13 protein-coding genes are annotated in these 14,919 nt (G+C 30.9%); 8 read left to right on the forward strand and 5 right to left on the reverse strand.

Going from position 1 to position 14,919, the window contains the following annotated elements:
• Positions 1-80 precede the first annotated feature (80 nt).
• The 4 genes from ACZ267_RS00975 (at position 81) to ACZ267_RS00990 (ending at position 3,171) form a co-directional block, all read left to right on the forward strand.
• A complete protein-coding gene (locus tag ACZ267_RS00975) occupies positions 81-755 on the forward strand; it encodes a response regulator transcription factor (RefSeq protein ID WP_047211005.1) in 675 nt (224 codons plus the stop codon).
• On the forward strand, positions 748-2,118 hold the full coding sequence (locus tag ACZ267_RS00980; RefSeq protein WP_047211006.1) for a HAMP domain-containing sensor histidine kinase: 1,371 nt from the start codon (positions 748-750) through the stop codon (positions 2,116-2,118). Before ACZ267_RS00975 ends, ACZ267_RS00980 begins: the two co-directional genes overlap by 8 nt.
• Before the next feature lie 118 nt (positions 2,119-2,236).
• Positions 2,237-2,710 (forward strand): LytTR family DNA-binding domain-containing protein, encoded by a 474-nt coding sequence (locus ACZ267_RS00985; RefSeq protein ID WP_031464052.1) that lies wholly within the window; start codon positions 2,237-2,239, stop codon positions 2,708-2,710.
• Positions 2,707-3,171: a DUF3021 domain-containing protein gene (locus tag ACZ267_RS00990; RefSeq protein WP_047211007.1), complete on the forward strand. Its 465-nt coding sequence runs from the start codon at positions 2,707-2,709 to the stop codon at positions 3,169-3,171. The genes ACZ267_RS00985 and ACZ267_RS00990 overlap by 4 nt, the downstream gene beginning before the upstream one ends.
• A 57-nt stretch (positions 3,172-3,228) precedes the next feature.
• Here the strand turns inward: ACZ267_RS00990 and mqo are convergent, their stop codons facing one another.
• Positions 3,229-4,707: a malate dehydrogenase (quinone) gene (gene mqo / locus ACZ267_RS00995; RefSeq protein ID WP_002467378.1), complete on the reverse strand. Its 1,479-nt coding sequence runs from the start codon at positions 4,705-4,707 to the stop codon at positions 3,229-3,231.
• Positions 4,708-5,143: 436 nt separating this feature from the next.
• On the opposite strand from mqo, the gene ACZ267_RS01000 reads away from it, so the two are divergent.
• Entirely contained in the window at positions 5,144-6,289 is a 1,146-nt protein-coding gene (locus tag ACZ267_RS01000) for a glycosyltransferase family 4 protein (RefSeq protein ID WP_047211008.1), read from the forward strand.
• Positions 6,290-6,375: 86 nt separating this feature from the next.
• On the opposite strand, the gene ACZ267_RS01005 is transcribed toward ACZ267_RS01000, so the two are convergent.
• Positions 6,376-7,977, reverse strand: a complete 1,602-nt coding sequence (locus ACZ267_RS01005) for an L-lactate permease (protein ID WP_047211009.1) — start codon at positions 7,975-7,977, stop codon at positions 6,376-6,378.
• 340 nt (positions 7,978-8,317) lie between these two features.
• On the opposite strand from ACZ267_RS01005, the gene ACZ267_RS01010 reads away from it, so the two are divergent.
• Entirely contained in the window at positions 8,318-10,000 is a 1,683-nt protein-coding gene (locus tag ACZ267_RS01010) for a CDP-glycerol glycerophosphotransferase family protein (RefSeq protein ID WP_079448967.1), read from the forward strand.
• Positions 10,001-10,084: 84 nt separating this feature from the next.
• On the opposite strand, the gene ACZ267_RS01015 is transcribed toward ACZ267_RS01010, so the two are convergent.
• The 3 genes from ACZ267_RS01015 to ACZ267_RS01025 all read right to left on the reverse strand — a co-directional run bounded on the left by ACZ267_RS01015 (position 10,085) and on the right by ACZ267_RS01025 (position 13,726).
• Positions 10,085-10,828 carry a hypothetical protein gene (locus ACZ267_RS01015; RefSeq protein WP_002467376.1) on the reverse strand — a complete coding sequence of 248 codons (744 nt, stop codon included), beginning with the start codon at positions 10,826-10,828 and terminating at the stop codon, positions 10,085-10,087.
• Positions 10,829-10,992: 164 nt separating this feature from the next.
• On the reverse strand, positions 10,993-13,077 hold the full coding sequence (locus ACZ267_RS01020; RefSeq protein WP_463680276.1) for a bifunctional glycosyltransferase/CDP-glycerol:glycerophosphate glycerophosphotransferase: 2,085 nt from the start codon (positions 13,075-13,077) through the stop codon (positions 10,993-10,995).
• A gap of 133 nt (positions 13,078-13,210) precedes the next feature.
• Positions 13,211-13,726: a GNAT family N-acetyltransferase gene (locus tag ACZ267_RS01025; protein WP_171991395.1), complete on the reverse strand. Its 516-nt coding sequence runs from the start codon at positions 13,724-13,726 to the stop codon at positions 13,211-13,213.
• Positions 13,727-13,970: 244 nt separating this feature from the next.
• On the opposite strand from ACZ267_RS01025, the gene tatA reads away from it, so the two are divergent.
• Positions 13,971-14,189: a twin-arginine translocase TatA/TatE family subunit gene (gene tatA / locus ACZ267_RS01030; RefSeq protein ID WP_047211012.1), complete on the forward strand. Its 219-nt coding sequence runs from the start codon at positions 13,971-13,973 to the stop codon at positions 14,187-14,189.
• The gene (tatC, locus tag ACZ267_RS01035; protein WP_047211013.1) at positions 14,173-14,907 is read left to right on the forward strand and encodes a twin-arginine translocase subunit TatC; all 735 of its coding nucleotides are present in this window, start codon (positions 14,173-14,175) and stop codon (positions 14,905-14,907) included. Before tatA ends, tatC begins: the two co-directional genes overlap by 17 nt.
• The last annotated feature ends 12 nt before the right edge of the window (positions 14,908-14,919 follow it).

A 14,919-nucleotide genomic window follows, 5' to 3' on the forward strand; every position in this document is an offset into this window, starting at 1 on the left:
TGTGAACTGAATATGAACTCAAGCATACATTGTTTTATAAAATTTATTCATTGTATAATAAAGTAAAAAGGAGTGTGGATATGAATCGTTGCCTAATTGTAGATGATGACCCTAAAATATTAAATTACGTCTCAACACATTTGGAAAGAGAACATTTTCATACATATACTCATACCAATGGTGAAGAAGCACTTCATTTTCTTGATAATCATCAAGTTGATATTGCAATCGTGGATATTATGATGCACGGAATGGATGGATTTGAATTATGTCATGTGATTAAAGAAGATTACGATTTACCAGTTATTATGTTAACGGCGAGAGATGCACTAAGTGATAAAGAACGTGCATTTATAAGTGGAACGGATGATTATTTAACTAAGCCTTTTGAAGTAAAAGAGCTGATATTTCGTATTAAGGCTGTCTTACGTCGGTACCATATCCATGCGGATGAAACATTAACGATCGGGAATTTAACCTTACATCAAGCTTATATGGAAGTTGTTGTAAATGGTAAAACGATGACATTACCTAACAAAGAATTTCAACTTTTATTTCTATTAGCTTCAAATGAAAAGCAAATATTTTCTAGGACACATCTTATCGAAAAAATATGGGGTTATGATTACGAAGGTGATGAAAGAACTATTGACGTACATATAAAACGATTACGACAACGATTACAGCAATTAGATTCAAACGTGACAATTAAGACAGTGCGTGGTCAAGGTTATAAGGTGGAACACCATGTTTAAAACGTTATATATCAGAATCGCTGTTTATACCATTACCGTCATATTATTCAGTGCCTTTATTAGTTTTATTTTCACAAATATCTATTACCATTTTAATTTAAAGGCGTCTAATGATACGAAAATCATGACAACGTTAAAAAAAGCAAGAGATTTTGAGGGTGACAATCATAATAATCATCTTAATCATTACTTTAAACATCTTGGTCAGATGAATTATCAAATTATGACAGTTGATCAGGATGGTAAGAAGACATTCTATGGTGCAAAATTTAGAAAAGATAACTTATCGCAATATCATATTAAAAGTGTGTTAAAGGGCAATGAGTATCATGGTATTAAAAATAAGCCTTTCGAACTTTTTGTAACTGGCTTTTTCGATAATGAAACAGATAATACTGTAGGATTACAATTTAAAAATCATCACGAGAATGTCGCTGTCTTTATGCGCCCTGATATTGGAGAAACATTTAGTGAGTTCAGACTATTTTTAGCAGTGCTCTTAACTTTATTATTATTAATCTCTATTTCACTTGTCATCGCTTCAACCTATGCCATTGTTAGGCCTGTTAAACAATTAAAACAAGGCACAGAAAGATTAATGAATGGAGACTTTATCACCCCTATCAAGCAGACCCGTCAAGATGAAATAGGTACACTACAATATCGCTTTGATACGATGCGTCAATCTTTAAAGCAAGTTGATGAAATGCGACAACATTTTGTTCAGAATGTATCACATGAAATTAAAACACCGCTCACACACATTAGACAATCATTAGTAGATTTAGAACATGCTAAGAATCAAAACGAACGTCAACAAAGCATAAATGATATCTATCAAATTACAAACCAGTTGAGTGAACTTACAAAAGAATTATTATTACTATCAGAACTCGATAATGCTCAGCATTTAACTTTCTCGGATCAAATTCAACTCGATCAATTAATCAATCGTATTGTGCGACATGAACATTACGCTATCGACCAAAAATCACTAATGTTGATGTCAGATTTAGAATCCACTTATTTCCTAGGAAATGAAAGATTGTTACATCAGGCCATTAGTAATTTAATTATCAATGCCATTAAATATTCACATGAAGCATCACTGATTAATATCGAATTGAAACAAATAGCTCAAGGCATTCAATTAAAAGTTACAAATCAAGGTGATGTCATCGACACGTCAGAGCAATCTCATTTGTTTGAACGCTTTTACAAACGTAGTACAGATGACAATAGTAACGGATTGGGTCTAGCTATTACACAATCTATTATTCAACTCCATCACGGAAAGATACATGTTACAAGTAGCCATCAAGATGGTACAACCTTCACAATTATTTTGCCTAAAAATATATAATAATTTCAAAATCAAGAATTAAAGCTATGTGGTCAATCAGCAAAGATAATAACCACATAGCTTTATATATTAACCGCTTATCTTTATTTATCCTTTTCCAAATAATTATTATGTTTTAATGATTAATATAGAGGAGGTTACAACTGTGCAATTAAAATTATTTATTAGCCCCACTGAACAGAAACAATTTGTAGAAATCCATTCACCACAAATGGATAAAAATGTACAAAAAATAATTCAAACTGTTGAAGACATTGATCGTTTAACTGAAATAAATGGCAAATTAAATGAAGATATATTCCAACTAAAAATCGAACACATCACTAGCTTCCGTACTCAACAAAAACATGTTGTAGCAATATCAAATGGCAAAGTTTTCAATACTAAATACCGACTATATGAGTTAGAAGAACAACTCCCAAACACTTTTATTCGTATATCTAAGTCAGAAATTGTTAATCAAAATGCCATTATTAAACTACAATTAGAAGCAAACGGATTAATACGTATGTATTTAAAGAACTTAGACGATGATTACACTTATTCCTCTAGAAGATATTTAAAATCAATAAAGGAGAGATTATCATTATGAAAAACATTTATAAGTCACTTTTCATTAGTTTAATAATTGGGTTATTAATATCTAATTTTTTCAGTTATCTCCATGCTAATGGACACTATCATCCATTGTCACCGTCTTCAACTATGGGAACCATTTATTACCATCATCTTTCAGAACCTATCATTATGTTGATATCAATGTCTATTTGGATGCTTATAGGTCTTTTATTTTCATTTAATAGTCTAATATTTAATGCTACCGATTGGAGTATTACAAAATCTACATTTATTCATTTTATTTGTAGTTATTTTCCATTTACTATCCTTGCAATCATAGCAGGTTGGTTCCCCTTAGAAATGATGAGTTTAGTTTCATACACCGTTATTTTTATAGGCATCTACATCTTGATATGGTTTATAAGTTACTTTAAAACTAAAAGAGAAATCAAAAATATTAATGAAAAAATTTACCAAATGAATTCTAATCATTAATAATAGCGCCTCACTTACTAGTAGTAAACTACTTATAAGTGAGGCGCTTTCGCTATATTATTTAACTTTTAAATGTTTAACAATTTCTTTATTTACTGCGTGATATACATCTTCATGTTCTGATAAGTTTAAACCGAATGAAGGTACCATTTCTTTAATTGCTGGTTCCCATGATTTAAAGTCATCTTTATAACATCTTTGAAGTACGTCAAACATGATATCTACAGCTGTTGATGCTCCTGGTGATGCACCTAGTAATGCTGCTAATGTACCATCTTCTGATGTAATTACTTCTGTACCAAATTGTAGGTTTCCTTTGGCATCTTTAGTATCTTTAATCACTTGTACACGTTGTCCTGCCGTAATGACTTCCCAATCTTCATCTTTAGCATTTGGTAAGAAGACACGTAAATCGTCAACTCTTTCTTCATTTGAAAGCATTAATTGTGATACTAAGTATTTAGTTAAATCAAACTCTTTAACACCTGCTGATAACATTGTTATGATATTGTTTGGTTTTACTGATTTAATTAAGTCTAAGTATGAACCTGTTTTTAAGAATTTAGGTGAAAATCCTGCGAAAGGTCCAAATAATAGTGAACGTTCACCATTCACAAATCTCGTATCTAAGTGAGGTACAGACATAGGTGGTGCGCCCACTTCAGCTTTACCATACACTTTCGCATGGTGACGATTAATCACATCAGGGTTTTTACATCTTAAGAATAAGCCACTAACTGGGAATCCTCCAATATGTTTAGATTCTTTAATACCTGTTTTTTGTAGTAATGGCAAGCTTGCACCGCCTGCACCGATAAATACAAAGTCAGTTTCATAAGTTGTTACTTGATTATTCGTTAAATTTTTCACTTCAACTAACCAAGTCCCATTACTTTGTTTTTTAATATCTAATACTTCATGTTTATATTGAATTTCAACATTCTTTTGTTGTAAATTACTAAATAATTTTTTAGTTAAGGCACCGAAGTTAACATCTGTACCAGTTTCATCATAAGTAATTGCAACTGGTTCATCATCTGTTCTACCTTCCATCATCAATGGTACCCATTCAGCAATTTTGTTTCTATCTTCTGAAATTTCCATTTTACCGAATAATACATTTTTTTGAAGACTTTCTACGCGTCGTTTTAAGAATTCAACATTGTTAGTACCTTTTACGAAGCTCATATGTGGTACTGATTGGATGAAGTTTTCAGGATTTTCTAACTGACCTGTTCTAACTAAATATGCCCAAAATTGTTTAGAAATCTGGAATTGTTCATTGATTTTAATCGCTTTACTAATATCTACAGATCCATCTTTACCTTCTTTAGTATAGTTCAATTCACATAATGCTGAATGCCCTGTACCAGCATTGTTCCATACGTTTGAACTTTCTTCGCCAGGTTGATTTAACTTTTCAAATACTTTAATTTCTTTGTCAGGCGTTAATTCTTTTAATAATGTTCCTAGTGTTGCACTCATAATACCGCCACCAATTAAGATGACGTCTGTTTTGCTATGTTGTGTACTCATAACAAATACAGTCCCCCTTTTTAGTTGATTAATGAAACATCAAATGATCTAGACTTATATTAAAGCGCTTTCTAATTAGATAAAAAAATAAAATCAATAATGTTATTCTTTTCTAAACATCATTTTGTCTTAGTTTTATTATTCATGAAATCTAGTCATAATCACTCAATCCATTACCTAAAACATGACACTTAAAACATTTTATATTGTACCATATCATGACTATTTTAATGAATACAATCACCTATTGTACAATATAATTACAATTAATCATCTTAGGTTAATTCAATTGAAATTAATATTTATCTATATTTCAACCAAATAGATGTTTTCTAAATATTGGTAATATATCTATTTTAACATATTCGTTTATCTATTTTGTAAACTATGTCATGATATAATAATTAAAAATTCACAAAACATACGAGGTGTTCAAATGAAGTCGTTCACATTTTTCATGCATAATATCTATGCCATGGGCGGTACAGCTAAATCGATTTCGCAGCTAGCTAACACATTAGCTGAAAAGGGTCATCCTGTTACGATTATTTCAGTCTTTAGAGGCAAGGATCATCCCTATTTCAAATTACACAAAGATATCAAAGTACAAGTTTTAGTTGATTATCGTTTAAAACCAACTCATTTCAATGCTATTTTAGCAAATCGTATCAAAAAATATACACCCCTGTTAAAGCCTAAACGCATATCTCAATATGAACCTGGATTAAATCAATTTTCGAGTTACGTTGAGAAAAAGATGATTAAAGCGATCAAACGTGTATCAACAGATGTCCTAATTGGTACAAGGGCAAGTTTCAATATCTTAATTGCTAAATATCAGAATAAAAATGTTACTACCATTGCTATGGAACATATGAATTTCAATGCACATGATCAAAAATTCCAAAATCAAATCATTAATGCCTACCGCGATGTTAATAAAGTGACAACGTTGACTACAGCTGATCAAGCTATATATCAATCTAAACTAAAAACGCCTGTTTATGTCGTACCAAATATTGCTAATAATAAACGCATCGCTGCTCAAAAGAAAAATATTATTCTTGCAGCAGGCAGATTAGAATACGAAAAAGGATTTGATCTCTTATTAGAAAGTATCAGATTAATTCAAGATGATTTAAGACATTTAAATTATGAGTTACATTTATATGGTGATGGACAAGAGAAAGACCATTTAAAACAATTTATCGACCAATATCAATTAAAAGATATCGTACAACTTTATCCTGCCACACTATCCCTTAATCAAAAGTTAGCTCAAAGTAAAATCACTGTCATACCATCTAGAAACGAAGGGTTTGGTATGGTGATATTAGAAGCTATGGCACAAGATAACGTAGTTATAAGTTTCGATGGGAATACTGGCCCTGATTCAATCATTAAAAACGGTAAGAATGGTTACTTAGTTGCTCATGATGATACATCACAACTTGCGAAACGTATCGATTTAACGATGCATAATGATGATGAACTACAACGCATTCTTCAAGAAGGACATGAGACACTTCAATCATATTCTGCAGAAGCCGTATATCACGACTTCATGAATATGTTCAATTAGCTTTCATTCATTAAATATCTTGTACTAAAAAAACTGATTTCTCGATCATCGAGAAATCAGTTTTTAAATGCTTATTTAATTTGTTCTTACAATATCACTGATAATATAAATGTCCAAATACAAATGAAGATAAGTAATCCAACACTGTATCTTAAAGTCATTTTTAATAGTTCTGATTCTTTACCTACTTCTTTAACGGCTGCAGTTGCAATAGCAATGGATTGAGGAGAAATCAATTTCGCTGCTACGCCACCGACTGTATTAGAAGCGACCAATAATGAACCACTTGTACCAATTTGTTGTGCTACAGATGCTTGAATAGGTGCAAATAGTGAGTTGTTATTCACAACTGAACCGGTCATGAATACACCAATCCAACCTAGTATTGGAGATAATAATGGGAATACATCGCCTGTTTTTGCAATTCCTTGACCCATAGCACTACTTAAACCACCATATGTTGTAATTTTAGAGATAGCTAAAATAAAGCAAATTGTTAAAATCGGTAACCATAACTCTTTAAATGTTACGCCAAATAAACGCCCTGCGTCACCAAATCCAACTTTTTTAGACATTAATACAGTAATAATAATCGTAATTAAAATCGCTGTACCCGTTTGTCCAATCAGGTTCAATGATAATGTGATTGGTTTATGTGCGACTTCACTAAATGTTCCTGGCAAATTAAAGTTCAATACTAAGCTTGATAATTTACCTTTAGGCAAGAATAAATTTTTGAATGATGGTGAGCTCCAAATCATAACTATAATCGTTAAAATGACAAATGGACTCCACGCATATAATATTGATTTAGCACTGTGATGTTTAACTGGTTCAGGTTCTACATCTTTTTGAACTCTAAACGTATGTTTAGGTTGGAATTTTCTAGAGAATAATGCTAAAGCTAACATTGATGCTAATGGTGGAATGATATCTGCTAATTCCGGTCCATTAAATACGGTTAATAAAGCTTGTAATACAGTATAAGTAATTGATACAACTAAGATTGAAGGTAACGTTTCTATAATTCCTTTGAATCCATCAATGATAAAGATTAATAAGAACGGAATGAAGAAGTTGATAATAACTAAAGTAAATACAGATGTTTGAGAAACGCCCATAGCTGATACATCACCAGGTAAATGTAAAGTATCTATAACACCAACTGGTATACCAATAGCTCCAAATGCACCTGAAGCCGCGTTTGCAACTAAGCATAACATAGCAGCTTGTAATGGTCTGAAGCCTAATTGTGCTAATAATAATGCACAAATCGCAATAGGCACCCCAAATCCAGCAGCCCCTTCTAAAAAGGCATTAAATGAAAATCCAATTAATAACAATTGAATACGTTGGTCTTGCGAAATACTCGTGATACTATCTTGAATCGTTGAAAACTGACCAGATTCTAGTGTGATTTTATAAAGTAATACTGCCATCATAACAATATAACCAATAGGAATAATACCTTGGAAGAAACCTTCCACAACTGCGCCTGAAGCAATACCTACTGGAAGTTTGAAGAACGGAATTGCGATTAACAGTGTTACAACTAATGTTGTCACTGCCGCATAAATCCCTTTCATTTTAAAAACAGTTAAGCATAATAAAAACAGAATAATAGGGATTGCAGCAATAATGCTAGATAACACTAAGTTATCAAATGGATTGAATGAATTTACTAACATAGCTTGACTCTTCCTTTACTATAAATTTTGTTGTCTCTAGCTAGATTTATATCAAAAATTAAATTATTAATATCTATGATTGTGACTTTTCATTAAATTATATTCATTTATTACTTGTGAACTTTTTCACAATTAAAATATATCATCTTCTAGTTAAAATTACAACATTGTTTTTATAGTTTTTCTCAATTATTTAATAATATTCTCAATCACTCATTCTTTTAAATTGTATTCGAATGTGAAAACGATTTTTTCATTAAAGATAAGTGCCGCATGATGTATTCATTCGACTCACGTGATAAAATAGGAAGAATAAATTTAGTCTAAAGAGGTCAACAATATGATAAAGCAAATTAATATTACTAATTTAGAAAATATAGATATTCAACTCACGAAAGCTTTAGATGAAGGCTACACTCATTTTGCCCCTTATTCGAATGACATGATGATTCATCAAAAAATGCTCGAGGCTGTAGAGTTAAAAAGTACTTCAATCATTGTTGATTATACAATCGACAAATCATATCTAAATGATTGCCGTTATTTTGGGCTTGAAACCATCGATTTTATAGACTGGGTGAAAAATATTAATCATTATCCAAATGTGATTTTTGAAATTAAATCAGCCTTGTCGCATTTAGAAAAATTCAATATTGAAACTATATTCGATTTAGCTTTAGTTACTATTTTAAAAGGCCAACTTGCTGTCGATGGACATGTCGTCTATGATTTCAAAGCACCAATGCAAACAAGCACAGAACTTTGGTCATCTATTGATAAAGATAATATAAGTAAAATCAATCAATTCTATTTAAATACGATAGCTTATGAACATCGTCAAAAAGTACCTTTTCCTAAATTCACTTTTGATGACCATAGTGACTTAAGATATTCAGATTCAGTGTTATTAAGTACAAAATTCAAATTGCCAAAATGGATGTTCAAACCATTTAAAAACCATTCATTAAAAAAGCATAGAGAAATAAGTTATATCTACGATAAAGATTCAACGGTATTGAAAGATCATGTTGTCTTTATTGGCTTTGATTATGGATATCGTGGCAATTCTAAATATTTATTTAGTTATTTTGTTAAGCGTAATCCAACTATCGAAACTTATTTTGTGACAAATGATAGACAAGGACCACATTTTATATCGCCTGATGATTCAGAGACCCAAGCGATGATTGAAACAGCTCGAGTTGTAGTTACTGAAAGCTATATACCAGATAACATCAAACCTAATGGTACTATTATTCAACTTTGGCATGGTACACCAATTAAAAAGTTATTTTTAGATAGTCGAGAACCTAATCAAAACTTAAATATTTATAATTACAGAGCTCGTAAATATAATAAATTAGCTAAACAAGATTATTTAGTTTGTGACTCTAAACTAGCTATGGATAAGTTCCATTCAGCTTTTCCAACACATCATACTGACGTGTTACCAATTGGTTATCCAAGAGTACAATATTTATTAAATAAACTGGATGAGTCTTCATTTCATGAACAACTTAAACGTGAATTGGAATGTGATTTAAATAAACCTGTGCTATTATATGCACCGACATGGGTTTCAGACCATCATGATGATGCATTATTACCGATTTCAGAACAATTATTAGCTAAATATAATGTCATATTTAAAGGACACGTTGAAAGCGAGCATATAGCTCATTTACCTGATGGCGTGATTTTACCCCAAAAAGGTATTGAAACACAGGACCTATTACTTATTTCTGATGTTGTTTTAACAGATTATTCTTCAATTATCTTTGATGCTTTAACAATAGATAAACATGTGTGTCTATACACACCGCATCATACTGAATATGTCGAAGAACGTGGTGTTTATAAAGACGTTATTAAAAGCTTATCTAATGTTTGGTATACCGATGCTGATTTGTTAACACGCGATTTATTAAATGATATGGTTCCTAAAAATCACAATCCATACATCAATAAGGATAACCAATCATTACAATACTTAACTCAATTAATTCAAGATGAACTAAAATAAAATTGGTTTTGATAAAAAGCGTACCACAAATAATGAGAGTTTGTGGTACGCCTTTTTCGTAATATATCTATTCAGATTTTTAATCTATTTTCCATAAGCTGGATCAACAACAACAGGTTGACCTTGACTATTTACTGTAACAACAGAATAAACACCATTTTGTTGTGGATCTTTGAAACTAAATACGTATCTGTAATTACCATTGTTACCTTCAATACCATAGTCATTATACGTTTTATTATGATTACCATATAAATTAGCTTCTTGTTTAGCAATATCTAAGGCAGTTTGGAAGTTTGGTAATTGTTTAAGTGCTTCTGATTGGTTCACATTGTCTCTTGTTAAGCTTCTTGCAACATTTGCTGCATTGGTACCATGATAAGGTGCTACATAACCGTTAGTACCTTGTGTAGATTGTGTACTTTGGTTTGATGAGCCTTGATCATTATTATTACTTGGTTGCTGATTATTGTTTGTAGCACTATTATTATTTCCATTCGCATTTTGTGCTTGTTGATCTGAACTGCTTCCATTATCATTGGATGTTGCTTGTTGGTTATGATCACTATCTTGGTTATTACTTGTTGAATTGCTATTGTTTGAAGCTACGTTATCATTTTTATCTTTGTCTTTGTTTTTATCGCCTTTATCTTTTTCTTTATCAGACGATTTATCCTTTGAATGATCATTAGACGCTTTATCTTTCTGTTCTGTTTTCGACTGATCATCTTTAGAACTATCTTTGTCCTTACTACTATCATCATTCGAACAAGCCGCTGCGCCTAAAACTAAGGATAAAGCTAACAAACTCGTATACAATTTCTTCATTAATAAAACCTCCTATAGTATATTAATAAACCATTCAAACATCTTCAGCCCATTATCAATGCATTTACATTGATAATTAAAAACATAAAAAAGGGCATAATATTTAATTACTTATAAATATTATACCCTAATTTTATTAATTTTTCGTATTATTTTAATAAAGATTAACCTTCTATATCTTTATGAATTAAATCTCCAATATATTGAGATGCTGTACCTTTATCAATTGAACAGAATCGATTATAAAATGCATCAATTTTATCTTGATAGTCATGTTGCACCTTATCTAAATCTTTAAGTTGTTTTGCTAATTCATAAGGTTCTGTGAAAATAGGACCTGGTAAATCTTTTTTATAATCCATATAGAAGCCTCGTAAGCCTTTGTCATATTTATCAATATCATATGCAAAGAAGAATTGAGGGCGTTTTAAAATACCGTAATCAAACATAACTGAAGAGTAATCTGTAATGAGACAATCACTCACTAAGAATAACTCTGATACATCGTTATAATTAGAAACATCCACAGCAAAGTTTTCAAATCCTGTTAAATCAATCGCATTTGAAATTAAATAATGCATACGTAAAAGAATGACATTGTCATCGCCTAATTCTTGATATAAATTATCTAGGTCGATTTTTAGTTCAAATAAATACTTACCTTTACTTACGAACTCGTCATCTCTCCAAGTTGGTGCATACATAATGACTTTTTTATCTTCAGGGATATTTAAGTTCTTTTTAATTTCATTTTTAAACTCTTCATCGTCTGCTCTATTCACTAAAATATCATTTCTAGGATAACCAATTTCTAACATTCTAGGTTCATCCATCCAAAATGCACTTTTGAAAATTTCAGTAGAGTATCTGTTTGGTGAAATTAAATAATCCCATCTTGATGTTTCACGATTAAAGTTACGTTTATATTTAGGTGTCGTCGTACCTGGCATACGCACTACTTTCATATCGTTCGCTAAGCGTTTCAAAGGTGTGCCGTGCCAAGTTTGAATATAAGTTTGATTCTCTTTCTTATTTAAATATAATGGTAATCGCGCATTTGAAACCCAATGACTTGCTTCAGAATACGCTTTATAATATGCCTCTGAATTTCGTTTAACTGTTTCTGCATTACCTGGAACAACATGGTTTTTCGGATTTTTAAATGACCATACATAACGATAATTTGGATAATACTTTTGCATATATTCATAAATATATTTAGGACTATCGCTATAGTTTTTACCACCGAAAGATTCAAATACAATCGTTTCTGGCTTAACATTGTCTTCTTTATCTGTTAATTCATAAATTGAACGGTCTTTGTTCTTATTACGTAAAACAACATTTTTAACGTGTCTTAATGTTTTTCTGAATTGATTCACTTGGAATGCTTTTTCAGTATCTTCATTCATTAATAAAATCGTTTCAATTTTATTGATTAGATGTTGATGTTTAATCAAGTTCACATTTAAATAACGTGTAAGTTCAACAAGTGTTTCTTTATATGCAGCATATCGTTTCTTAATATCATGATGTGTAGGATCAAAATCTCTCGCAATTTGTTGTTCTAATTTATTAATAATAAATGATTTAGTCTCTTTATGAGTGACACGTGCCATTGCATCGTAGAACATTTTGACATAATCTTCGAATAAGATGTCAAAGTCTTGTTCACTCAATGTTTTACCATCAAATGGATCATACACTTCTCCACGAAAATAGAATGAGAAATTCGTAATTCTCATAAATTTATTAACATATTTTGAATACTCAATAACGAATGACCAGTCTGTATACACATTTAAATCTTCATTAAACTTTAAATCAAGTGCTCTGACGATGGCCGTTCTAAAAATAATGTTACAAGCAGTTTGCTTTCTTAAAAATGAGTTAATGTTACGTTTACCATCAAAATAGTTAACTTTTACTTTGTCTAAGTAAAAAGTAATTGCATAAGAAGCTAATTCGTCATCTGCGTCTAAGAACATGAAATAAGGGGTTTCTACTTCCTTCATTGCAACATTACGTGCGTGGGCATGTCCTTGGTTTTCTTCTAATTTAATGTAATTAACTTTTTTATCATAATCTTTAAGAGATTCTTTCATCAACGCTTCTGTTTGATCTGTAGAACCATCGTTAACTATGATAACTTCAAAATCTTGAGTACGTTGTTGCTTAATACTTTCTATACAACTTTGAATATACTCCTCTGAATTATAGTAAGTGACAATAATCGTCAATGAATGCATCAAATACATCCTTTCTAATGTTAATTCTTATAGATGTCATAGTATTGTTCAATATTTATTATAATATATAAACTAGAACTGATATGCGAATAATTCAATATGTGATTTGAAATCAAATCATAGAAAGTTTAAATTATAATTCCTTTTCCATGATAATATCTCTATCTACAACATCACCTGTAATAAACTCATGGTGTCCTGTTTCAACAAATCCTCTTGATTCATAAAACTTAATGGCTTGAGGATTATGTTCCCATACGCCTAACCAAATTTTTGATTTCCCAAACTCTTTCGCCTTCTCAACAGCAAGTTCTATTAATTTTTTACCTCTACCTCCACCTTGGTGTGATTGATAAAAGTAAATACGTTGCACTTCTAAATAATCGGGACCATGTGGTTCAGTTTGTGCATCATCAACATTAAATTTTGTATACCCAACAATGTCGTCATCTTCAGTAAAAAAATAATAAAATGAGAGTGGTTCTTGTAATTCCTTTTTTAAAGTCTCAATATTAAACGCACTATCAAAGTACTTTTGTAAATTACCATCTGTATAATATGGTCCAAAGGTTTCATAAAATGTATCTATTGCTACTTTTTGTAATGCTTCAACTTCTTCAATACTTACTTCCCTTATTTGTTTCATGATTACATAAATCCCCCTTTAATCGTATAGATTAACAATACTTTATCTTATTTCTTAAAAAAATTCATCTATTATTAATTATTTTCATAATCAAAGCAATAACTTTGGACTTCAAGCATCTCGTTTTGATTCTAACGGTATTTAGTTTTATAAAAAATCTTTTAAAAAGTAAAATACTTATTGATAATCTTTATCAATAAGTATAAAGTTATAATTAATCAATCATACTCATAAAGGATGGAATTAAATGGAAAATTTGTTTGTATTAGGAATTACTGGACCTACAAGTCTTGTCATCATTAGTATTATTGCCTTAATCATTTTTGGACCGACGAAATTACCACAATTTGGACGTGCTATTGGGTCGACTTTAAAAGAATTTAAATCCGCAGCTGAACAAATGGACGACGATTCTACAGACACACCCAGTAAAGCATCAAAATCACAACGTGAACAATCAAAATAACTCGACATTATTAGACCATTTTACTGAACTACGACAACGATTAGTACGTATACTGATTGCCTTTATTGTCGCAACAGTGATAACTTATCTGACGTCACATTGGTGGGTTAAACCCTTTTTACATTATATAAAACGGTCTAATGTGACGTTGCACACATTCTCGTTTACCGAAACTATACAAATTTATATTATGATTATATTTACGGTCGCACTTTGCATTATTGCACCACTGATTTTCTATCAACTATGGGCATTTATCGCACCAGGCTTACATCAACATGAACGCAAATTCATCTATAAATATAGTATCTTTTGTGCAGTTCTTTTTATTCTTGGCGTTATATTTGCCTTTTTTATTGGTTTCCCACTGATTATTAATTTTTCAATTAACTTATCAGATGCCCTTAGTATCGAACCAATCATAGGTTTAAAAGCGTATTTAGGAGAACTCATAAGATGGCTACTTGTCTTTGGGTTTTTATTCCAAATACCAGTACTATTTTTAGGATTAGCACATTTTGGTTTAATTGATCCGCGCCAATTAGGTACTTATCGTAAATATATTTATTTTGCATGTTTTGTAGTTGCTAGTATCATTGCACCACCTGATTTAGTACTTAATTTATTATTAACGTTACCTTTAATTCTTTTATTTGAATTTAGTATGCTCATCGCCAAAATCACATATAAACAACAAAACATCTCGAACGAAGTCTAATATCTTCATTCG

Source organism: Staphylococcus sp. AC872, from assembly GCF_979255425.1.